This is a genomic window from Variovorax sp. GW822-FHT04E09 (genome assembly GCF_058800845.1).
Map to the genome: position 1 here is coordinate 601,283 of NZ_JBXAMR010000004.1, position 21,385 is coordinate 622,667.

Genomic DNA, 21,385 nt, shown 5'->3' on the forward strand with positions numbered 1-21,385 from the left:
CAATCAGAACGCGTGGCGGATGCCGAAGTCGTAGCCGGTCGAAGAACGCGGCAGGCCCGTATAGCCCACGCCGGTGCTGCCGTAGCCCGTGGTGCTGGCGGCCGTGAGGCTGCCCGTGTAGTTCGCGTCGTTGCGGTTGCTCACGCGCGCCACGGTGGCGTACAGCGCGGTGCGCTTGGACAGGTTGTGCACGTAGCCGATCGCGAGCTTGTTCGCACGCGGGTCGTCGCCCGTGACGCCGACCGCGCCTTCGTTGTAGCGCACCGTCGAGTACGACGCGCGGATCAGGCCCGCGCCCACCGGCATGCTCGCGCCGATCAGGTAGCCGTTGTAGCTGTCATGGCTGTTGCCCAGTGCCGCGAGGTCGAACTTGTTCTTCACGTTCGACAGCTCGCCGAAGAGCTTGACCGGGCCGAAGTCGTACGACGCGCCGAGGTTGATGGTCTGCACCTTGCGCGTGAGCGTGGTGGTGTCGGCTGCGACGTTCTGGCCCACCGCCAGCGCGATGTCCAGCGGCCCGTTCGCATAACCGAAACGCCCGCCGACATAGCGCCCGGCGCTGCTGCTGGTGGCCGCCGCGGTGTCGGTGGCGCTGGTCTTCGTGTTCTCGTTCAGGCTGTACTGCAGCTGGCCGTAGAAGCCGCCGAGGTTGGGCGGCAGGAAGTAGCCGACCATGTTGCTGGCGCGCACGTAGTTCGTGTTGCCCAGCGCGGTGCTGCCGCTCACCGTGTTGATCACGCTGGAGCCCGAGCCGTTGGTGCCGAACGGGTCGAACACCGTGTCGTTCCAGAACGTGGCCGTGTAGTCGCGGCCCAGCCGCACTTCGCCGAAGCCGCCCGACAGGCTGACGGTGGAACGGCGGTTGAAGTTGGCGATGCCGGTGGTGCCGTCGTCGTTGCTGATCGGCGCCTCGAGCCAGAAGCTGGCGGCGAGCCCGCCGCCCAGGTCTTCCGTGCCGCGAAAGCCGATGCGGCTGGAGTTGTAGCCCGAGTTGGCCAGGCTCCATTGGCTCTGCTTGCTGGTGGTGCCCGTGACGGGGTTGCGCGAGGTCGCGCTCTGGTAGCTCACGCCGGCATCGACGACGCCGAACAGGGTGACCGACGATTGGGCAGAGGCCAGGCCGGTGACGGCCAGCGCGGCGAGTGCCGTGAGGGATTTCTTCATTCAGGTTTCTCCGGGGTTTTCAGCTGCTCTTCATCGAGCCGCTGACCGGATGGTCCTGTTCAAAATTGGAGGAATCTGGTGGACGCCAGCCCTCCCCTCAGGGGTGTTGTTTTGCGTTCACGCGCCGGCCGGTGCGTGAACGCCTTGCGCCGGGCGGCTACTCAGCCGTGCGCAGCGCAGGCGCCGGGGCTGGCGCCGCACGCCGTGCGTAGCGCTGCGCCAGCACCGCACACACCATGAGCTGCATCTGGTGGAACAGCATCAGCGGCAGCACGATCGCGCCGACGGCGTGCGAGGCGAACAGCACCTTGGCCATCGGAATCCCGCTCGCCAGGCTCTTCTTGGAGCCGCAGAAGACGATGGTGATCTCGTCCTCGATGTTGAAGCCGAAGCGCCGCGCCATGAAGGTCGTCAGGCCCAGCGCCAGCGCCAGCAACACGCCGCACACCAGCAGCAGCCCCAGCAGCGCGCTCACGGGAATCTGCTTCCAGAGCCCTTCGATCACCGCCGCGCTGAACGCCGTGTAGACCACCAGCAGGATCGAGCCCTGGTCCACGAACTTCAGCACCGCTGCGCGCTTCTGGATCCACTTGCCGATCAACGGACGCGACAGGTGGCCGATGACGAACGGCACCAGCAGCTGCAGCAGGATGCGACCGATCGCATCGAGCGACGAAGACGACGCCACCGCGCCGCCTTCAGGCAGCACCACCAGGCTCACCAGCACCGGCGTGATGAACACGCCCAGCAGGGTCGAGGCCGAAGCGCTGCAGATGGCGGCCGGCATGTTCCCCCGCGCCATCGCAGTGAAAGCAATCGCCGACTGCACCGTCGCCGGCAGCACACACAGGAACAGCACGCCCGTGTACAGCTGCGGCGTCACCAGTGGGCCCAGCACAGGCCGCAGCGCGAGCCCCAGCAGCGGAAACAGGATGAAGGTGCAGGCGAACACCAGCAGGTGCAGCCGCCAATGCGTGATGCCCGCGAGGATCGCCTCGCGCGACAGCTTGGCGCCGTGCAGGAAGAACAGCAGCCCGATCGCGACCGTGGTCAGGCCCTCGAAGAAATGGGCCACGCGGCCGCTGGCGGGCAGCAGGCTGGCCAGGGTGACGACCGCGACGAGCGTGAGCGTGAAGTTGTCGGGAAGAAAGCGTGAACGTGCCATGGCCTGCATTGGACCTTTCGGCCATTCAAAAGAGAAATGGATTTATCGGATGGATATATGATTTGAGCGCATGAACGTCACGCTGCGCCAACTCCGCGTCTTCCGCTCGGTGGCCGAGGGCCGCAACTTCAGCCGTGCCGGCGACCAGGTCGGCCTGAGCCAGCCGGCGGTGAGCCGCTCGATCTCGGAGCTCGAGGCCCAGCTCGGCCTCAAGCTGCTCGACCGCACCACGCGCGAGGTGGTGCTGACCGAAGCCGGCCACTCGTTCGCGGCCCGGCTCGACCGCGTGCTCGACGAACTCGACCAGACCCTGCAGGACGTGGCCGGCCTGGCCAGCGCGCGCGGCGGCAAGGTGCGCGTGGCCAGCAGCCCCACGCTCTCGGCCAACCTCATGCCCGACTGCATCGCGGCCTGCGCGGTGCAGGCGCCGGGCATCCAGTTCTTGCTGCTCGACCGCATCCAGCAGGACGTGCTGGACAGCGTGCGCAGCGGCGAGGTCGACTTCGGCGTGGTGATCGAACCCTCCGAGGCCGACGACCTGCACTGCGAATCGATCCTCGCCGATCCCTTCATGGTGGTCACGCTGCCCGGCCACCGGTTGACGGAAAAGAAGGCCTCGGTGAACTGGTCGGCGCTCGACGGCCAGCCGCTGGTGCTGCTCGATCACGCCTCGGGCAGCCGGCGACTCATCGACCAGGCGCTGGAGCGGCACGGCGCGCGCTGCGACGTGAAGCAGCAGCTGGGCCATGCGACCACCGTGTTCCGCATGGTCGAGGCCGGCATCGGCATCAGCGTGATGCCGGGGCTGTCGCTGCCGCCCGAAGGGCTGGCGCGGCTGGTGGTGCGCCCGCTGGTGCCGAACGTGCAGCGCGCGATCATGCTGATCCGGCGCCGCAACCGCGAGCTGTCGCCGCTGGCGCAGCGGGTCTGGCGCATGGTGCGCGAGACGGCGGCGCTCAGTGAGGCGCCCGCGGCGCCGCCGACGAAGGCGCGCTGAAGAAGCGCTCCTGCCGCTGGCGCACGCAGAAGTCGATCAGCTCCTCGACCTCGGTGGCCTTGTCGAACACCGCGTCGGCGCCGAGTTGCGCGCACTTGCGGCGCGTCTCGGGCGTGGCGTGGTTGCTGAGCACCACCATCTTCTGCTTCGGGTCGCGGTTGCGGCAGGCCTCGAGCACGCTGAAGCCGGTGCCGTCGCCCAAAAACAGATCGACGATGGCTAGGTCCCACAGCGCCGGGTTGCGCGTGAGCCAGCGCGTGCCCTCGGCCTCCGATTCGGCCTGGCCGACCGGATCGATGCGCGCCATCTCGCGCAGCGTGCCCGCCAGGCTGGCGCGCTGGGCGGGGTTGTCTTCGACGATGAAGGCGCGGACGGTGGTCATGGCGGGCTCTGCAAAGGGACAAGTGCAGGCTACAAATTGCGCCCGCCACAAGTCGAAGGTGTGACACCCCACCGCGCGTAGGACATCACCCGCCGGCCACTGCGCCGGTTCAGAGCGTGAGGATCGTGCAGCCCGTGGTCTTGCGCGCCTCGAGGTCGCGGTGCGCCTGCTGCACGTCGGCCAGGGCGTAGCGCTGGTCGATCGGGATCTTCACCGCGCCGCTTTGCACCACGGCGAACAGGTCGTCGGCCATGGCCTGCGTGCGCTCGCGCGTGGCGATGTGCGTGAACAGCGTCGGGCGCGTCACGTAGAGCGAGCCCTTCGAGGCCAGCAGGCCGAGGTTGACCGGCGGCACCGGGCCCGAGCCGTTGCCGAAGATCGCCAGCAGGCCGAAGGGGCGCAGGCTGTCGACGGAGCCTTCGAAGGTGTCCTTGCCCACCGAGTCGTACACCACCTTCACGCCCTGGCCGCCGGTGATCTCCTTCACGCGCGCCGCGAAGTTCTCGGTGCTGTAGTTGATGGCGTGCGCCGCGCCGTGCGCCAGCGCGAGCTGGCACTTGGCGTCGCTGCCGGCCGTGCCGATGAGCTGCAGGCCGAGCGCCTTGGCCCACTGGCAGGCGATGAGGCCGACACCGCCGGCCGCCGCATGGAACAGCACGAAGTCGCCGGGCTGCAGGCCTTCGGCGGGCAGCGTCTTCTTCAGCAGGTACTGCGCAGTGAGGCCCTTGAGCATCATGGCCGCGCCGGTCTCGAAGGAGATGTCGTCGGGCAGCTTGCACACGCACTTGGCCGGCATCACGCGCAGCTCGCAGTAGGCGCCGGGCGGCTGGCTCGCGTAGGCGGCGCGGTCGCCCACCTTCAGGTGCGTCACGCCCTCGCCCACCGCCTCGACGATGCCCGAGGCTTCCATGCCCAGCTGCAGCGGCATCTGGAACGGGTACAGACCGGTGCGCTGGTAGGTGTCGATGAAGTTCAGGCCCACGGCCTTGTGGCGGATGCGGATCTCGCCGGGGCCGGGCTCGCCCACCTCGACCTCGACGACCTTCAGTTCCTCGGGACCGCCGTGGCGGTCGATACGGACGGCTTTGCTCAACATCGTTGCTGTCTCCACGCAGGGGAAAAAAGAATGGGACGGGCATCGTGCCACGTTTGACCATTTCTCGACGGGCCACGGACACTGCGCGGGCCCGGTAGAGTCGGCGGCCATGTCGTCCGCATCGCACCACCGCCTCACGCCCCTCACCGCCCTGCTCCTCACCGTGCCGCCGCTGCTGTGGGCCGGCAATGCGGTGGTCGGCCGGCTGGTGCGCGCGCTGGTGTCGCCGCTGACGCTGAACTTCGTGCGCTGGGTGATCGCGTTCGTGCTGCTGCTGCCGCTGGCGGCCTGGGTGCTGCGCCGCGACAGTCCGCTGTGGGCGCACTGGCGGCGCTATGCGCTGCTGGGCCTGCTGGGCATCGGCCTGTACAACGCCTTCCAGTACCTGGCGCTGCAGACCTCCACGCCGATCAACGTCACGCTGGTGGGCTCCAGCCTGCCGCTGTGGATGCTGGCCGTGGGCACGCTGTGCTTCGGCGCGCGCGTCAGCCGGCGCGCGCTGGGCGGCGCGCTGCTGTCGATGCTGGGCGTGCTGCTGGTGCTGAGCCGCGGCGAGTGGCAGCAGCTGCTGGCGCTGCGGCTGGTGCCGGGCGACCTGTACATGATCGCGGGCACCATCGCCTGGGCCTTCTACAGCTGGCTGCTGGCGCGCACGCACGAGCCCGCCGACGTGCGCAGCGACTGGGCTGCCTTCCTGATGGCGCAGCTGGTTTTCGGCGTGGCGTGGTCGGGCGCGCTGGCCGCCGGCGAGTGGACGTTCACGCCCGCCCACCTCGACCTGGGCTGGCCGCTCATTGCGGCGATGCTGTTCATCGGCATCGGCCCCGCCGTGCTGGCCTACCGCTGCTGGGGCACCGGCGTGCAACGCGCGGGCCCGCAGGCGGCGAGCATCTTCATGAACCTCACGCCGCTGTTCGCGGCCGTGCTGTCGGCGGCCTTCCTCGGCGAGGCGCCGTACTGGTACCACGGCGCCGCCTTCGTGCTGATCGTGGGCGGGATCGTGGTGTCGTCGCGGCGCTGAACGCGCGCCGCTGTGTGGGTCAGTACGTTCCGGGGTACGCGCCGCCGTCGGCGAGCACGTTCTGGCCGGTCATGTAGCCGGCCTGCATGCTGCACAGGAACGCGCAGATCGCACCGAACTCGGCCGGGTTGCCGAAGCGCTTGGCCGGAATGTTCTTCTTGCGCGCTTCCCACACGGTGTCGAAATCCTGGCCCGACTTCTGCGCCGCGCCGGCCATCGTGCCCTTGAGGCGGTCGGTCTCGAAGGAGCCCGGCAGCAGGTTGTTGATGGTCACGCCCTGCGCCGCCACCGACGTGCGCGCCACGCCGGCCACGAAGCCCGTGAGGCCGCTGCGCGCGCCGTTCGACAGGCCCAGGATGTCGATCGGCGACTTCACCGAGCTCGACGTGATGTTGACGATGCGGCCGAAGCCGCGTTTCGCCATGCCATCGACCGTGGCCTTGATGAGCTCGATGGGCGTGAGCATGTTGGCGTCGACCGCCTTGATCCACGCCTCGCGGTCCCAGTTGCGGAAGTCGCCGGGCGGCGGGCCGCCGGCGTTGGTGACGACGATGTCGAAGTCGTGGCCCAGCGCGAACACGGCCGCGCGGCCGGCTTCGGTGGTGATGTCGGCCGCCACCTGCTTGACGAACGGACCCGACGGCCCGGCCACCGCCACCAGCTGCTTCGCAGCCGCGTCGAGCGCCTCGGCGCCGCGCGCCACGATCACCACGTTGACGCCTTCGCGCACCAGCGCCTCGGCGCAGCCGTAGCCCAACCCCTTGCTCGCGCCGCACACCAGCGCGGTCTTGCCTGCAATGCCCAGATCCATGTGTTTGCTCCAGTCGATCGATCGATCGATGTTGCAAGGACGGCTAACGCCCCTTGCGTGTGAAAACGAAGATGCCCGCGATGACGAGCACCGTGCCGGCCGCGATCCACGCGGTGAACGGCTCACCCAGTATGACCACCCCCATGAGGATGGTCGACAGGGGTCCGATCATGCCGGTTTGCGCCGCAATGGCGGGGCCGATGCGCTCGATGGCCATCATCACCATGAGGACAGGCACAGCCGTGCACAGCGTGGCGTTGAGCACCGACAGCCAGATCACCTCGGGCGCCACCGCCATCGCCGCGCTCATCGGCCGCGTCAGCACGAACTGCAGGATGCACAGCACGCAGGCCACGGTGGTCGCCAGCCCCACGAGCCGCAGCGAGCCCAGCCGCTTGACGAACTCGCCGCTGTACACAAGGTAGCCCGCGTAGCTCACCGCGCTCAGGAACACGAGGAACGCGCCCCATGCGGCCGCGCCGCCGCCCTTGCCGTCGCCGCCGGTCCACAGCTCGTGGCCGAACACCAGCAGCACGCCGGCGTAGCTCACGACCATGCCGACCACCTGCGGGCGCGTTGGGCGGCGCCGGTACAGCAGCCAGCCGAAGAACAGCACCAGCGTGGGGTTGAGGTAAAGAATCAGCCGCTCGAAGCTGGCCGAGATGTAGGCCAGCCCGGCAAAGTCGAGAAAGCTCGCGAGGTAGTAGCCCGAGAAGCCGAGCCCGAGGATGCCGAGCCAGTCGCGCGTCGTGAGCGCGGGCTTGCCGCGTCCGGCCCACCACGCCATCAGCGCGAACAGCGGCAGCGCGAAGAGCATGCGCAGCATGATGAGCGTGATGGCGTCGACGCCGTAGCGGTACGCCAGCTTGACGATGATGGCCTTGCCACTGAACGCGATGGCGCCCAGCGTGGCAAGGACGAGGCCGGTGGCGTAGCCCTTGCGGGCGGCCTCGTGTCCGTGCGGGGGAATGCCGACCGATGCGGCTGTCTTGTTCATCCCCCGATCATCCCTTGATCCTCAGTAGCCTGCAGCGAGGCCGTCGCGGCGCGGGTCGCTCGCGGCCACGTAGCCTTCCACCGAAGGCTCGCCCGCGCGCCAGATGAACTGGCCGGCGCCGAAGTCCTGGTAGGAGTCGTTGATCACCTCGAGGTGGTGGCCCAGGTCGCGCAGCCCTTGCAACGTATTGGCATTCATCGCGGCCTCGACGTTGATCTCGAGCCCCGCGTTGAAGCGCCAGCGCGGCGCATCGCACGCAGCCTGCGGGTTCTGGCCGTAGTCGAGCATGCGCACCAGCGTCTGCATGTGGCCCTGCGGCTGCATGTTGCCGCCCATCACGCCGAAGCTCATCACCGGCTGGCCGTCCTTGGTGAGGAAGGCCGGGATGATGGTGTGGAACGGGCGCTTGCCCGGCGCCACCACGTTCGGGCTCTCGGCCTTGAGGCTGAAGCCGTGGCCTCGGTTCTGCAGGCTGATGCCGAACTCCGGCTCGACGCAGCCCGAGCCGAAGCCCATGTAGTTGCTCTGGATGAAGCTCACCATCATGCCGCTCTCGTCCGCCGCGGTGAGGTAGATGGTGCCGCCCTTGACCGGGTTGCCGGCCTTGAAGTCCTGCGCCTTGTTCACGTCGATGAGTCTCGCACGCGAAGCCAGGTAGGCGTCATCGAGCATTTGCGCGGGGGTCACCGTCATCGACGATGGCTCCGACACGTAGCGGTACACGTCGGCGAAGGCCAGCTTCATGGCTTCGATCTGCAGGTGCTGCGACTGCACGGAGTCGACCGGCAGCGAGGCGATGTCGAACTTCTCGAGGATGCCCAGCGCGATCAGCGCCGCAATGCCCTGGCCGTTCGGCGGGATCTCGTGCAGCGTGTGGCCGCGGTAGTCGCGCGAGATGGGCTTGACCCACTCGGGCTGGTAGGCCGCCATGTCGGCCACGGTGAGCGCGCCGCCCTGTTCTTGCGAGAACTTGGCGATGGCCTCGGCGATCTCGCCGTTGTAGTAGGCCTCGCCCTTGGTGCGGGCGATGGCCTTGAGCGCGCGGGCCGCCGCGGTGAAGCGGAACAGCTCGCCGACCTCGGGCGCGCGGCCCCAGGGCAGGAAGGCCTGCGCAAAGCCGGGCTGCGACTGCAGGATCGGCGTGGCCGCCGCCCACTTGCCCTGCACCACCGGCGGCACGAGGTAGCCGCGCTCGGCGATGTCGATGGCGGGCGCCATCAGGTCGGCGAAAGGCAGCTTGCCGAAACGCTCGCTCATCGCGACCCAGCCGCGCACCGCGCCCGGCACCGTGACCGAGTCGATGCCGCGCATCGGCGGCGTGGCGGCGTCGGCGCCGTACTTGGCCTTGAAGTACGCGGGCGTCCAGGCCTTCGGCGCGGGGCCCGAGGCGTTCAGGCCGTGCAGTTCCTTGCCGTCCCACAGGATGCAGAAGGCGTCGCTGCCCAGGCCGTTGCTCACGGGCTCGACCAGCGTCATCACGGCGGCCGTGGCAATGGCCGCATCGACCGCGTTGCCGCCCTGCTGCAGGATGCGCAGGCCCGCCTGCGCGGCCAGCGGGTGCGAGGTCGCGACCACGTTGCGCGCGAAGACCGGGAGGCGGGTCGAGAGGTAGGGATTGTTGAAGTCGAAGTTCATGTCGGCGTGCTCTCGTTAGTCGTTGGTGATCTTGCGATCGACGACGATCTTTTTCCACTTGGCGGCATCGATGGCCACCATCTTTGCGAACTGCTCGGGCGTGCCCGCGTTCGCCGGCTCGATGCCCAGGCGGGCGAGCTTGTCCTTCAGCTCCGGATCGGCCAGCGCCTCGTTGGCGGCCTTGTTCACGCGCGCCACGATGTCGGCCGGCAGCCCCTTCGGGCCGTAGAAGCCGAACCAGGTGGTCGACTCGAAGCCCGGCAGCGTGTCGGCGATGGGCGGCAGCTCGGGCGCGAGCGGGCTGCGCTTGAGCGAGGTCACGCCCAGCGCGCGCAGGCGGCCGTCGCGCACGTGCGGCATGCCGGTGGGCAGCGAGTCGAACAGCACGTCGACCTTGCCGCTGATGAGGTCGGGCACCGCCAGCGCCGTGCCGCGGTAGGGGATGTGCGTGACGAACACGCCGGCCTGCGCCTTGAAGAGCTCGGCCGTGAGCTGCACGATGGTGCCGTTGCCGCTCGATGCGTAATTGAGCTTGCCGGGGTTCTTCTTGGCGTTGTCGATCCATTCGCGCACCGTCTTGGCAGGCGTGTTGATCGGCACCAGCATGATGCTCGGCGCGTCGCCCACGTGGGCGATGGGCGTGAAGTCGCGCACCGTGTCGTAGGGCAGCTTGGGCGTGATGGCCGGGCCGATGGCGTGCGTGCTCGTGGTCGCGAGCAGCAGCGTGTAGCCGTCGGGCGGCGCCTTGGCCGCGAGGTCGGAACCGATCGCACCGCCCGCGCCGGGCTTGTTGTCGACCACCAGCGTGGCGCCGAGCTTCTCGCCCATCTTCTGCCCCAGCGTGCGGGCAAAGAGGTCGGTGGCGCCGGCCGCCGGGAACGGCACGATCAGGCGGATGGGCCGGTTCGGGTAGTTCTGGGCCAGTGCGGGCACCGCGGCCAGCACCAGCGCAGCCGCGGCAAGCGCGGCGCGGGTGGTTCGTTTCATGGAATTCATTGTGTCCGAGGTGGTGTGTCGGGAGCGCGCCTTGTCCGACGTGGCCGCAGGATTGGACACGCGGGGCATTGAAAAGGGAAATGGATTTATCGGATAGATATATGAATCCAGCGCATCAATGTGGCCACGGCCATCACGCGGCGCGCGGCCTTGCGCCCGACCATCAGAAATAGCGATGGGGTCGCATCAGCAAACGGTATTTCCTCCCGGGCGCCCTGCCGTCCGATAGTCGCGCCAGTCCACTCGACACAGAAGTGGCGCACAGGAGACCTCCCCTTGAACTTTTCTTCCTTCGAGGGCGCCGATGCCGGCGCCCTCTGCTTCAGCTCGCGCGTTCTTCGCGTGAAGCGGCACCCGCTCGGCCTGGCCCTGCTGGCGCTGGCCGGCGCGGCCTCGGCGCAGTCCTCGGTGACGCTGTTCGGCGTCATGGATGCGGGCGTCAGCCATTTCGAGACCGTCAGCGAGTACCGCCCGGCGTTCGATCCGCGGCGCCCTGCCGCCGCCGTGCTCGCCGCGGCCGTGCCGCGGGTGACGCAAAGCCAGACCACGCTGTCGCGCGGCGGCTACCGCGGCAGCAGCCTGGGTTTTCGGGGCACGGAAGACCTGGGCGGCGGCCTGGCGGCGAGCTTCTGGCTGGAGTCGAACATCGCCAACGACGACGGCAAGACTGGCCTGGCCTCGTTCGCCAAGCGTTCGACGCTGAGCCTGTCGGGTGGCTTCGGCGAGCTGCGGCTGGGCCGCGACTACACGCCGATCTTTCGCAACGACTCGCTGGCCGACCCCTTCGCCGTGCAGGGCGCGGGCCTGTCGGTGATCGCGCGCGTCAACAGCGCCTCGTCCACGCTCCTGGGCGGCGCACCGGCCGGCGTGGCGGCCGGCGACAACTACGCGCGCGCCAGCAACAGCATCGGCTACTTCCTGCCGCCAGACCTCGGCGGCTTCCACGGGCAGCTCCAGTACGCCTTGCCCGAGAACGTCCGCTACAGCCCGGACGTGACGCCGACGAACGCGCGTGGGCGCTACCTGGGCGGGCGCTTCGGCTACGCCAAGGGACCGCTCAACGTGGCGCTGGCGTTCGGTGAAGACAACAAGGACCGCCTGCCCTCGGGTTCGGCGGCCAAGCCGCCCGTCGACGCCGGCGGCGAGGACCGGCTGAAAACCCTCAGCCTGAGCGCCACCTACGACTTCGGCCCCGTCAAGCTGCTGGGCGAACTGTCGCAGCTGCGGCACCGGCGCGCGCAGGCACAGCCGTGGATGCAGGATCGCACCGACAAATACAACGGCTACCTGGTGGGTGCCACGGTGCCCGTGGGCCCGGGACTCGTCCGCGCGTCGTTCGGTCGCGTCAGCTACAAGCCCGGCGCCACCGGCCTGCCGGGAGACACCGCGCAAGGCGCCAGCGCCAGCCAATGGGCGCTGGGCTACGTGCACCACCTGTCCCGCCGCACGGCGCTGTACGCCACGTTCGCTCGCGTTCGCATCCGGGACGGCCAGAACGACAAGGCGATCGGCGCCGTGACGAGCGCCAGCGACGCGCCCTATCCGGGCTACATGACCGCCAGCGGCTGGCGCCCGCGCAGCGCCACGGGCTACGACTTCGGCATCCGCCACATCTTCTGATCTTCATCTTCATGCGCCCCTGCATTCATTCCATGCCGACCCACGCACACACCTTCGCCCTTCGTTCACTGGCCGCCGCCCTCCTCGCCTTCAGCCTCGGCGCAGGCGCAGGCGCACAGACCCAGCCCGCCGCATCGCCGCAGGCGTCGGCGATCCCGCCGCTCGTCGATGCGATGTACCCCCGGCTCGACGCCCTCTACAAGGACCTGCACGCCCACCCCGAACTTGCTTTCAAGGAAACACGCACCGCCGCCCTGCTCGCCGCCGAGATGCGCGCCATCGGCTTCGAGGTGACCGAGAAGGTCGGCGGCACCGGCGTCGTGGCGCTGTACCGCAACGGCCCCGGGCTGGTCGTGATGGTGCGCACCGACATGGACGGCCTGCCGATGGAAGAGAAGACCGGCCTGCCCTACGCCAGCCAGGCCCGCACCGAGTGGGGCGGGCGCGACAGCTTCGTGGCCCACAGCTGCGGCCACGACATCCACATGGCCAGCTGGCTCGGCACCGCGCGCACGCTGGTCGCGCTCAAGGACCAATGGAAAGGCACGCTGATGTTCATCGGCCAGCCCGCCGAAGAAACCGTCTCGGGCGCCAAGGCGATGCTCGCGGACGGCCTGTTCACGCGCTTTCCCAAGCCCGACGCCGCGTTCGCGCTGCACACGGCGCCCACGCCCCACGGCGCCATCGGCTACGGCATCGGCATCAGCAGTTCCAACTCCGACGCACTGGAAATCGTGTTCAAGGGACGCGGTGGCCACGGCTCGCGGCCGCACACCACCATCGACCCGATCGTGATCGCCGCGCGCTTCGTGACCGACGTGCAGGCCGTGGTGAGCCGCGAGAAAGACCCGGCCGAATTCGGCGTCGTGACCATCGGTGCCATCCAGGGCGGCACCGCCGGCAACATCATTCCCGACACGGTCACGCTGCGCGGCACCATCCGCTCGTACAAGCCGCAGGTGCGCGAGCAGCTGCTGGCCGGCGTGCGCCGCATGGCCATGGCCGCCGCCGCGACGAGCGGCGCGCCCGAACCCGTGGTCAAGCTGGTGCCGGGCGGAGAAGCGCTGGTCAACGACGAAGCGGTCGTGACCCGCGCGGCCGCCGCGCTCAAGCAGGCGCTGGGCGCGGCACAGGTCGTTCAATCCACGGTGCCATCGACGGGCAGCGAAGACTTCTCGGCCTTCGTCAACGCCGGCGTGCCGTCGATGTACTTCACGATCGGCGTGCTCGATGCGCGGGACATCGCGGCCTCCGCCCAACCCGGCGGCAAGCCGCTGGCCCGCAACCATTCGCCCTTCTTCGCACCGGTGCCCGAGCCGTCGATCAAGACCGGCGTGCACGCGATGACCGTGGCGGTGCTCAGCGCGCTGGGCAGGTAGGGACAACGGCATCCCCCAAAGAAAAACGGCGCCCGAGGGCGCCGTTTGTGTGTTCAGAGAAAGCCCGTCGATCAGTCTTCGACGAAGGCCTCTTCGCGCTTCGATTTCACGGCCGGCAGCAGCACGATGATGAGCAGCAGGGCTGCGGCCGCCAGCAGGCTGGCCGAGATCGGACGCGTGACGAACACGCTCCAGTCGCCACGCGACAGCAGCAGCGAACGGCGCAGGTTCTCTTCCATCATCGGGCCCAGGATGAAGCCCAGCAGCAGCGGCGCAGGCTCGCAACCCAGCTTGAAGAAGGTGTAGCCCACCAGACCGAAGATGCCCACCATCCAGATGTCGAAGGTGTTGTTGTTGGTCGAGTACACGCCGATCGCGCAGAACAGAACGATCGCGGGGAACAGGAACTTGTAAGGCACCGACAGCAGCTTGATCCACATGCCGATCAGCGGCAGGTTCAGCACGATCAGCATCGCATTGCCCAACCACATCGAGGCGATCAGGCCCCAGAACAGCTCGGGGTTGCTGGTCATCACCTGCGGGCCGGGCTGGATGTTGTGGATGGTCATCGCACCCACCATCAGCGCCATCACGGCGTTGGGCGGAATGCCCAGCGTGAGCAGCGGAATGAAGGAGGTCTGCGCACCGGCGTTGTTGGCCGACTCGGGAGCCGCCACGCCGCGGATGTTGCCCTTGCCGAAGGGCACTTCGCCCGGCTTCAGCTTGGTCTTCTTCTCGATCGTGTAGGCCGCGAAAGCCGCCAGCAGTGCACCGCCGCCGGGCAGGATGCCCAGGGCCGAACCCAGCGCCGTGCCGCGCAGCACGGCAGGCACCATGCGCTTGAAGTCTTCCTTGGTCGGGAACAGGCCCGAGACCTTGGCGGTGAACACTTCGCGCTCGTCGTCCGGGCGCGAGAGGTTGGCAATGATTTCGCCGTAGCCGAACACGCCCATGGCGATGGCCACGAAGCCGATGCCGTCGGTGAGTTCAGGGATGTCGAAGCTGTAGCGTGCGACACCCGAGTTCACGTCGGTACCGACCAGGCCCATCAGCAGGCCCAGCACGATCATCGCGATCGCCTTGAGCAGCGAGCCCGAGGCCAGCACCACGGCGCCGATCAGGCCCAGGATCATCAGCGAGAAGTATTCGGCCGGGCCGAACTTGAAGGCCAGCTCGGTCAGCGGCGGTGCGAAGGCGGCAAGAATCAGCGTGCCGACGCAACCCGCGAAGAACGAGCCCAGACCGGCCGCGGCGAGCGCCGGACCTGCACGGCCCTTGCGCGCCATCTGGTAGCCGTCGATCACGGTCACCACCGACGACGATTCGCCCGGCAGGTTCACCAGAATCGCGGTGGTCGAGCCACCGTACTGTGCGCCGTAATAAATACCGGCCAGCATGATCAGCGCCGACACAGGCGGCAGCGCATACGTGGCGGGCAGCAGCATCGCAATCGTCGCGACCGGGCCGATGCCCGGGAGCACGCCGATCAGCGTGCCCAGAATGCAGCCGACCAGGCAGTACAGCAGGTTCGTGAAGGTAAAGGCAACGCCAAAACCCATTGAGAGGTGTTCAAACAGTTCCATGTGAGCAGCTTTCTTCTCTCAACCGATGAAGGTCGGCCAGACCTGGATCTGCAGCTTCAGCGCCCAGATGAATGCAACGTAGCTGCCGATGGCCAGAACGGTGGCCAGGATCAGCACGGTGGGCAGCTTGAACTCGTGGCCCGCGAGGCTGGCGATGATCACGAGCGCGTAGATCGCGATGATCATGCCCATGGCCGGCACGCCGATGCTCGGCAGGCCGCCGAGCAGCACGCCGAAGGCGAGGTTGGCGCCCAGGATGAACACCACTTGCTTCCAGGCCCACTTGCCGATTTTTTCGCCATCGGTCGTTTCAACGGTGAGCCCGCTGAACATGATGCCCAGGCCGATCAGCGCCATCAGGATGCCCAGCATGAGCGGGAAGTAACCCGGACCCATGCGGGCGCCGCTGCCCACGCTGTAGGTGGTGGCGCCCCATGCGAACGCCACGCCCACGACGGTGAACATCAGTCCCGAGAAAAAGTCTTTCTGACTTTTGATTTTCACGAACAGTCTCCTCGAACAATTTCGATGCGGGATTGTCGAGTCAGCCTCCGGTCAGGCCGATGTGGATTCCACTAACCGAGGGACTAGGGATAACCCGAAATGACTCATCGGATCCCTTCAAGAAACACCGCGGAACCGGCTTTGCCGGGCCGCTGGTGTTGCCCCCGGCGAGGGGGTTGGCGTAGCGACACGAAGTGCGCGAAGCCTGGGGGAGGACCTATTCCAGCGGAGGCGTGGCGCTGAGCACTTCTTCGATGGTCGTCACGCCCTCGGCCACGCGCAGCGCGCCGGCCAGGCGCAGCGGCCGCATGCCGTCGATCACGGCCTGGCGTCGCAGGCCCGTGAGGTTGGGCTCCTTGGTGACCTGGTCCTTGAACGGCTCGGTCACGCTCAGCAGTTCGTACAGGCCCATGCGGCCCATGTAACCGGTCATGCGGCAATCGACGCAGCCCACCGGCTTGTAGGCGCGCACGGGGCCGGTGATCTGCCACGGCTTGACGATGGCCTCGAGGCTCTCGCGCGTGACCGCGTCGTCGGGCTGCTTGCAATGCGGGCACAGCGTGCGCACCAGGCGCTGCGCGAGCACGCCCAGCATCACGGCGGTGATGAGGTACGAGGGCACGCCCAGCTCCATCATCCGCGTGATGGCGCTGGGCGCATCGTTGGTGTGCAGCGTGCTGAACACGAGGTGGCCGGTGAGCGCGGCCTGCACCGCCATCTCGGCGGTGGCGAGGTCGCGGATTTCGCCGACCATGATGATGTCCGGGTCCTGCCGCATGAGCGCGCGCAGGCCCTCGGTGAAACCGAAGTCCAGCTGCGGCTGCACCTGCGTCTGGTTGAACGAAGGCTCGATCATTTCGATCGGGTCTTCCACCGTGCTCACGTTGACCTCTTCGGTCGCCACGCGCTTGAGCGTGGAGTACAGCGTGGTGGTCTTGCCCGAGCCCGTGGGCCCGGTCACCAGGATGATGCCGTTGGGCCGCGTGACCAGCTGTTCCCAGCGCTGCGCGTCGTGCTGCGCGAAGCCCAGCGCGTCGAGGTCTTTCACCGCAGTGTCGGGGTCGAAGATGCGCATCACCATCTTCTCGCCGAAGGCGGTCGGCAAGGTCGACAGGCGCATTTCGATTTCGTCGCCGCGCATGTTGCGGGTCTTGATGCGGCCGTCGAGCGGGCGGCGCTTTTCGACCACATCCATGCGGCCCAGCAGCTTGATGCGCGCGACCATCGCGTTCATCACGCCCATGGGCATCTGGTAGGCCGGGTGCAGGATGCCGTCGATGCGAAAGCGGATCACGCCCTGCTCGCGACGCGGCTCCAGGTGGATGTCGCTGGCGCGCTGGTCGAAGGCGTACTGCCACAGCCAGTCGACCACCTGCACCACGCTCTGGTCATTGGCGTCGAGCTGCTTGGTGCTCTTGCCCAGCTCGACCAGCTGCTCGAAGCTCGCGCCGCCGGTGTTGCCGCCGGCCTTCTGCGCGGCGCGCACCGACTTGGCGAGCGCGAAGAACTCGGCCGTGTAGCGCTGGATGTCGGCCGGGTTGGCCACCACGCGGCGCACGGTGCGCTTGGACTGGCGCTCGACCTCGGCGATCCAGTCGATGAGGAACGGTTCGGCCGTGGCCACCACCACCTCGTTCGGCAGCACCTGCACGGGCAGCACCTTGTGGCGCTCGGCATACCCGGCGCTCATGGTGTCGGCCACCTTGCCCACGTCGACCTTGAGCGGATCGATGCGCAGGTAGGCCAGGCCGGCGCGGCCGGCGAGCCATTGCGTGAGCGCCTCGAGGTCGAGCGGCTTGCCGTCGGCCTCGCGCGTCATGGCCACGTTGGCCAGGCGCACCAGCGGCGCCTGCCGGCTCTCGGCCTGGGCGCAGCGTGCGATGGTGCGCTTGGCCTCCATCGGCGAGATCACGCCGTCGGTGGCGAGCCATTCGATCAGGCGACGCAGGTCGAGCGGCCCTTCGTGGCGGGCAGCGGAGGCGGAAGCGGCGGCGGGTACAGCGCTCATGAACCGGAGGTCAGGTGATCAGGTGGTGAGGGAAAGCGTCATCGGCTTGAAGACCCGCAGCCATTTCGGCGCGGGCAGGCCCCAGCGAGTCTGGATGGTTTGGGCGCGCTCGGCAAGCACCTCGCGCTTCGGGCGCGACGCCGTGCGCTGGGCCAGCACCACCGTGTTGCCTTCGCGCGTCGGCTTGAAGGCCCAGACCGCGTCGGCGCCGAAAGCGGCGGCGATTTTCTCGAGGCTGCGCTCGTAGCTCGACGAGCGGCCGAACAGGTTGACCGTCATGCAGCCGTCTTCGGTGAGCAGCGCGCGACAGTCGGCATAGAAGGCTTCGCTGTCGAGCACCGGCGCGGCGGCCTCGTGGTCGTACAGGTCGACCTGCAGCGCGTCGACCGTGCCCTGCCACTCGGGCTTGCGGATCTCCTCGGCCGCGTCGGCGATCACCACGCGCAGCTTCAGGTCGTCGGCCGGCAGCTTGAACCAGCCGCGGCAGGCCGACACCACCTGCGGGTTCAGCTCGACCGCGGTGGTGCGCATGCGCAGCGTTTTGCGGCTGAACTTGGTGAGCGTGGCCGCGCCCAGGCCCAGCTGCATCGCGTGGCGGTTGCCCACACCCTTGCTGTCGACGAACAGCAGCCAGGCCATCATGCGCTGCACGTACTCGAGCTCGATCTCGAAGGGCGCGTCGAGCTTCATCGAGCCCTGGACCCATTCGGTGCCCAGGTGCAGGTAGCGGATGTCGCCCCAGTCGGAAAAATTGACTTCGGGCAGGACGAGGGTTTTCTTGGAAGAAGCGGAAGAAGCCATCAGAGAAGGTGGTGGGCAACGAAGACCTCGCGCCAGGCCGCGAGCTTGCGCTCGAAGGACCACGACGCGTTGGCGGGGCTGGTGGAGGGCAGCGAATACACCGGCACCCCGAGGGTGCGCGTGTGGCGTGCGTGCTTGAAGCTCTCGCCGCCGTTGTGGGCGATGGCGGCGAGCTTCGGCAGTTGCAGGCCGGCGATGTCGTTCACGACCGGCGAGCGGATCGCAGTGTCGAGGCTGCCCTCGCGCTCGCAGGCGCCGTACACGTCCCACACGCCGAGGCCGCGATCGAGCAGCCAGTCGCAGCGCGCGCGGTAGCTGTCTGCGCCCATCGGAAGCAGGGGGTCGGGCCAGAGGGCTTGCAAGATCTTCCAGAACTGATTTTGGGGATGCGCATAGTACTGCTGCCGCTCGAGCGACTTGACGCCCGGGAAGCTGCCGAGGATGAGCACACGTGTGTTCGGCGAGACGATGGGCGCAAGGCCGGTCAGCACCGCGGCGGCGCTGGCGGCGACGGTCGGGGACGGGACGGCGGTCGGTTTCATGGGCGGTATCTTGGCATTGCCGCACGGCGTGCCTGAACGCCCATAAAAAAACCCGCCGAAGCGGGTTCTTTCGTCAAGCACGGGCCGAAGCCCGGTGCATGGAAGTTACGGCTTCTTGGCCGCTTCGTTCTCGGCCGTGCCCGGCACCTTCTCGCCGATCGCCTTGCCGGCGCTGCGCATGCCGTCGGCCGTCTTGTGGCCGGCCGTTTCCACCGCGTCGCCGGTCTTCACGGCCGCCTTCTTGGTGGCGGTGGTGGCCTTCTTGGTGGTGTTCTTGGTCGCGTTCCAGGCCTTCTTAGTGCCGCGCTCGGTGGCGTTGGCTGCCTTCTTGGTGCCGCTCTTGGTGGCATCCCAGGCCTTCTCGGCGCCGCTCTCGGTGGCGTTCACGGCCTTCTTGGTCGTGCTCTTGGTGGCGTCCCAGGCCTTTTCGGTGCCGCGTGCGGTCGCATCGACGGCGTCCTTGCCGGCTTCCTTCACCTTCTCGGTGGTCGTGGGCTCGGCCGCGGTGGTCTGCGCGATGGCCGACACACCGATGGAGGCCAGCGCCAGTGCGAGCGCGACGGGCAGGGTACGAACAAAAGATGTGGTCATGAAAGACTCCTTTTTTGAGTGAAGTGCGGAGTGACGACAGTGCCACTGGACAACCAACGTCACTTCGAACTTCAAGGATGACAGCAAAAAGGGCCCGATGACCTGCGCTGGCGCAACTCGGGAACTTGGCCTACGCGGCGGGCGGACGCCCCTCCGACACGTTCAGCAGACTTTGGAGCTTCGGCAGGGCTGCCACCGCATTGCGCGTGGTGTTTTCGGCCAGCGACGCGATGTCGATGCCCCGCAGCTGCGCGACCACTTCGGCGATGCGCGGCAGCTCGCCGGGCTCGTTGCGGCCCTGCGCCTGGCCCGCGTCGCGCTGCGCCTGCGTGCGGTACAGCCAGTGCGGCTGGATGTCGGGCGCGTCGGTTTCCATCACCAGCGCGTCCATCGGCAAGGTGGCCGCGAGGCGGCGCAGCTGCAGCGCGCGCTCGAAGGTCACGGCGCCGCCGAAGCCCAGCTTCAGGCCGATCTCGATGCAGGCCTGCGCCTGCTGCTCGCTGCCGTTGAACGCATGGGCGATGCCCTGCCACGGCCGCCCACCCGCGGTCTGGCGCAGATGCTTGAGCACCTTGTCGACCGAGCGCCGCACATGGATGAGCACGGGCAGCCGGTGCTTGCGCGCCAGTTGCAACTGAGTGTGAAAGAAGCGTTCCTGTCTATCGGCGTCCAGGCTTTCCACGAAGTAGTCGAGCCCGATCTCGCCGACCGCCACCAGGCGCGGGTCGTCGCGCCGCGCGTGCAGCTCGGCATCGAGCGTCTGCAGGTCGTCGTCGCTCGCCTGCCCCGTGCACAGCGGGTGGATGCCCAGCGCGTAGGCGTCGCCCTGCGCGTGGGCCAGCTCGCGCACGGTGGCGAAGTTGAAGGCCGCCACCGCCGGAATGACGCACAGCACCACGCCCTGCGCCGCCGCGCGGGCGCGGATGACGGGCATCTCGGCACCGAATTCGGGCGCATCAAGGTGACAGTGGGTATCGACAAACGCAGCCATCGCGCGATGATGCCCGAAGGGATGCACAGGCGCGGAAAGCGTGCTACTGTGAACTCCTTCACGCGTCCTTTTTTGCCGGAGGTGCTCCGATGCGCAGGCCCGCTTTCTACAGCCGCTCGCCCCGCACGCTGCCGCCGGCCGCAGCACCGGCGGCCGGGTCGCCGGCGGATGCCGCGGCTGTGGCCGAGGCCGACGCCGTGCAAGCCCCACCCCCTCGCGCACGCTGGCAGCCCGGGCGCCGCGCCTTCGCACTGCTCACCGTCAGCTGCATCGCCATCGCCGCCGGCGGCGCCTTCTGGGCACCGCGCCAGGGCGCCAAGGCGCTCACGCAGAAAGACATCGACGCCGCCGTGCTGCGCACGCTGCAGACCGCCACCCTGCCCTCGCCCGCCGCCAAGGCCGCCGACATCGTGCGGCCCTCGGTGGTGCGCGTGGTCGGCTACGGCCCCGAGAAGGCCACGCCCGAAGCCAAGACCCAGAAGCGCGGCCGCAACATGGCCAAGGGCAAGCCGCCCGAGGCGCCCGCCGACGGCGGCACGCCGGGCGAGGTCGAACGCGGCGTGGGCACGGGCGTGGTGATCGTCGACAAGGGCGTCATCCTCACCAACCTGCACGTGGTCGCCGGCGCCGAGAAGATCAAGGTCACCTTCGCCGACGGCCTGGAGGCCATCGCCGTCATCACCGGCGTGCAGCCCGAGAACGACCTGGCCGTGCTGCAGGCGCAGAAGATCCCGGACGACCTGATCCCCGCCGTGATGCGCTCCACCGCCGACCTGCGCTCCGGCGACCAGGTGGCGGCCGTGGGCTTTCCGTTCGGCATCGGGCCCTCGGTGTCGGCCGGCGTGGTGTCGGGCCTGAAGCGCTCCTTCCGTTCGCCCGAGGGCAAGCAGGAGCTGGGTAACCTGATCCAGTTCGACGCCGCCGCCAACCCCGGCAACTCGGGCGGGCCGCTCATCAACATGGACGGCGAGGTGCTGGGCATCGTCACCGCCATCCTCAACCCGACGCAGCAGCGCACCTTCATCGGCATCGGCTTCGCGGTGCCGATCGAGAACGCCGCTTCGGCGGCCGGCTCGCCGCCCTTCTGATTTCTTCGAAAGCC

General features: G+C 68.4%; 20 protein-coding genes. 5 read left to right on the plus strand and 15 right to left on the minus strand.

Going from position 1 to position 21,385, the window contains the following annotated elements:
- Positions 1-3: 3 nt before the first annotated feature.
- Together AC1RL8_RS19870 and AC1RL8_RS19875 are read right to left on the minus strand one after the other, a co-directional pair.
- On the minus strand, positions 4-1,164 hold the full coding sequence (locus tag AC1RL8_RS19870; RefSeq protein WP_492685742.1) for a porin: 1,161 nt from the start codon (positions 1,162-1,164) through the stop codon (positions 4-6).
- Between the two features lie 157 nt (positions 1,165-1,321).
- Complete coding sequence (locus tag AC1RL8_RS19875; protein WP_492685741.1) at positions 1,322-2,329, minus strand: bile acid:sodium symporter family protein; 1,008 nt, start codon at positions 2,327-2,329, stop codon at positions 1,322-1,324.
- 70 nt (positions 2,330-2,399) lie between these two features.
- On the opposite strand from AC1RL8_RS19875, the gene AC1RL8_RS19880 reads away from it, so the two are divergent.
- Positions 2,400-3,326, plus strand: coding sequence for a LysR family transcriptional regulator (locus AC1RL8_RS19880; RefSeq protein ID WP_095949393.1), 927 nt, complete (start codon positions 2,400-2,402; stop codon positions 3,324-3,326).
- Here the strand turns inward: AC1RL8_RS19880 and AC1RL8_RS19885 are convergent.
- Together AC1RL8_RS19885 and AC1RL8_RS19890 are read right to left on the minus strand one after the other, a co-directional pair.
- A complete protein-coding gene (locus AC1RL8_RS19885; RefSeq protein ID WP_492685740.1) occupies positions 3,286-3,708 on the minus strand; it encodes a response regulator in 423 nt (140 codons plus the stop codon). The two genes, AC1RL8_RS19880 and AC1RL8_RS19885, sit on opposite strands and share 41 nt — an antisense overlap.
- 109 nt (positions 3,709-3,817) lie before the next feature.
- Positions 3,818-4,804, minus strand: a complete 987-nt coding sequence (locus AC1RL8_RS19890; protein WP_307696304.1) for a quinone oxidoreductase family protein — start codon at positions 4,802-4,804, stop codon at positions 3,818-3,820.
- A 109-nt stretch (positions 4,805-4,913) separates the two neighbouring features.
- Here AC1RL8_RS19890 and AC1RL8_RS19895 point away from each other — a divergent pair, with 109 nt between their 5' ends.
- Positions 4,914-5,825, plus strand: a complete 912-nt coding sequence (locus AC1RL8_RS19895; protein WP_492685739.1) for a DMT family transporter — start codon at positions 4,914-4,916, stop codon at positions 5,823-5,825.
- Between the two features lie 19 nt (positions 5,826-5,844).
- Here AC1RL8_RS19895 and AC1RL8_RS19900 read toward each other — a convergent pair whose 3' ends face one another.
- From AC1RL8_RS19900 to AC1RL8_RS19915, 4 genes are read right to left on the minus strand one after another with little or no spacing between them, the layout of a single operon-like run.
- Positions 5,845-6,636, minus strand: a complete 792-nt coding sequence (locus AC1RL8_RS19900; protein ID WP_492685738.1) for an SDR family oxidoreductase — start codon at positions 6,634-6,636, stop codon at positions 5,845-5,847.
- A 43-nt stretch (positions 6,637-6,679) separates the two neighbouring features.
- On the minus strand, positions 6,680-7,633 hold the full coding sequence (locus tag AC1RL8_RS19905; RefSeq protein WP_095743893.1) for a DMT family transporter: 954 nt from the start codon (positions 7,631-7,633) through the stop codon (positions 6,680-6,682).
- Between the two features lie 21 nt (positions 7,634-7,654).
- Positions 7,655-9,268: a gamma-glutamyltransferase family protein gene (locus AC1RL8_RS19910; RefSeq protein ID WP_492685737.1), complete on the minus strand. Its 1,614-nt coding sequence runs from the start codon at positions 9,266-9,268 to the stop codon at positions 7,655-7,657.
- Between the two features lie 15 nt (positions 9,269-9,283).
- Positions 9,284-10,255: a tripartite tricarboxylate transporter substrate binding protein gene (locus AC1RL8_RS19915; RefSeq protein WP_139700092.1), complete on the minus strand. Its 972-nt coding sequence runs from the start codon at positions 10,253-10,255 to the stop codon at positions 9,284-9,286.
- A 351-nt stretch (positions 10,256-10,606) separates the two neighbouring features.
- Between AC1RL8_RS19915 and AC1RL8_RS19920 the strand changes: the two genes are divergently transcribed.
- A complete protein-coding gene (locus AC1RL8_RS19920; protein ID WP_492686119.1) occupies positions 10,607-11,884 on the plus strand; it encodes a porin in 1,278 nt (425 codons plus the stop codon).
- A 32-nt stretch (positions 11,885-11,916) separates the two neighbouring features.
- Positions 11,917-13,263, plus strand: a complete 1,347-nt coding sequence (locus AC1RL8_RS19925; protein WP_492685736.1) for an amidohydrolase — start codon at positions 11,917-11,919, stop codon at positions 13,261-13,263.
- Positions 13,264-13,334: 71 nt separating this feature from the next.
- On the opposite strand, the gene AC1RL8_RS19930 is transcribed toward AC1RL8_RS19925, so the two are convergent.
- The 7 genes from AC1RL8_RS19930 to AC1RL8_RS19960 form a co-directional block, all read right to left on the minus strand.
- Positions 13,335-14,846: a tripartite tricarboxylate transporter permease gene (locus AC1RL8_RS19930; protein ID WP_062479412.1), complete on the minus strand. Its 1,512-nt coding sequence runs from the start codon at positions 14,844-14,846 to the stop codon at positions 13,335-13,337.
- Positions 14,847-14,864: 18 nt separating this feature from the next.
- Positions 14,865-15,350: a tripartite tricarboxylate transporter TctB family protein gene (locus AC1RL8_RS19935; RefSeq protein ID WP_062479410.1), complete on the minus strand. Its 486-nt coding sequence runs from the start codon at positions 15,348-15,350 to the stop codon at positions 14,865-14,867.
- Between the two features lie 217 nt (positions 15,351-15,567).
- Complete coding sequence (gene tfpB / locus AC1RL8_RS19940; protein ID WP_492685735.1) at positions 15,568-17,358, minus strand: type IV pilus assembly ATPase TfpB; 1,791 nt, start codon at positions 17,356-17,358, stop codon at positions 15,568-15,570.
- An 18-nt stretch (positions 17,359-17,376) separates the two neighbouring features.
- Complete coding sequence (locus AC1RL8_RS19945; protein WP_159278211.1) at positions 17,377-18,159, minus strand: class I SAM-dependent methyltransferase; 783 nt, start codon at positions 18,157-18,159, stop codon at positions 17,377-17,379.
- Positions 18,159-18,701, minus strand: a complete 543-nt coding sequence (locus AC1RL8_RS19950) for a DNA-deoxyinosine glycosylase (protein ID WP_492685734.1) — start codon at positions 18,699-18,701, stop codon at positions 18,159-18,161. The genes AC1RL8_RS19945 and AC1RL8_RS19950 overlap by 1 nt, the downstream gene beginning before the upstream one ends.
- 105 nt (positions 18,702-18,806) lie before the next feature.
- Positions 18,807-19,292 carry a hypothetical protein gene (locus AC1RL8_RS19955; RefSeq protein ID WP_062479399.1) on the minus strand — a complete coding sequence of 162 codons (486 nt, stop codon included), beginning with the start codon at positions 19,290-19,292 and terminating at the stop codon, positions 18,807-18,809.
- Positions 19,293-19,422: 130 nt separating this feature from the next.
- A complete protein-coding gene (locus AC1RL8_RS19960) occupies positions 19,423-20,283 on the minus strand; it encodes a TatD family hydrolase (RefSeq protein ID WP_492685733.1) in 861 nt (286 codons plus the stop codon).
- A gap of 89 nt (positions 20,284-20,372) precedes the next feature.
- On the opposite strand from AC1RL8_RS19960, the gene AC1RL8_RS19965 reads away from it, so the two are divergent.
- Complete coding sequence (locus AC1RL8_RS19965) at positions 20,373-21,371, plus strand: S1C family serine protease (RefSeq protein ID WP_139700083.1); 999 nt, start codon at positions 20,373-20,375, stop codon at positions 21,369-21,371.
- Positions 21,372-21,385 lie beyond the last annotated feature (14 nt).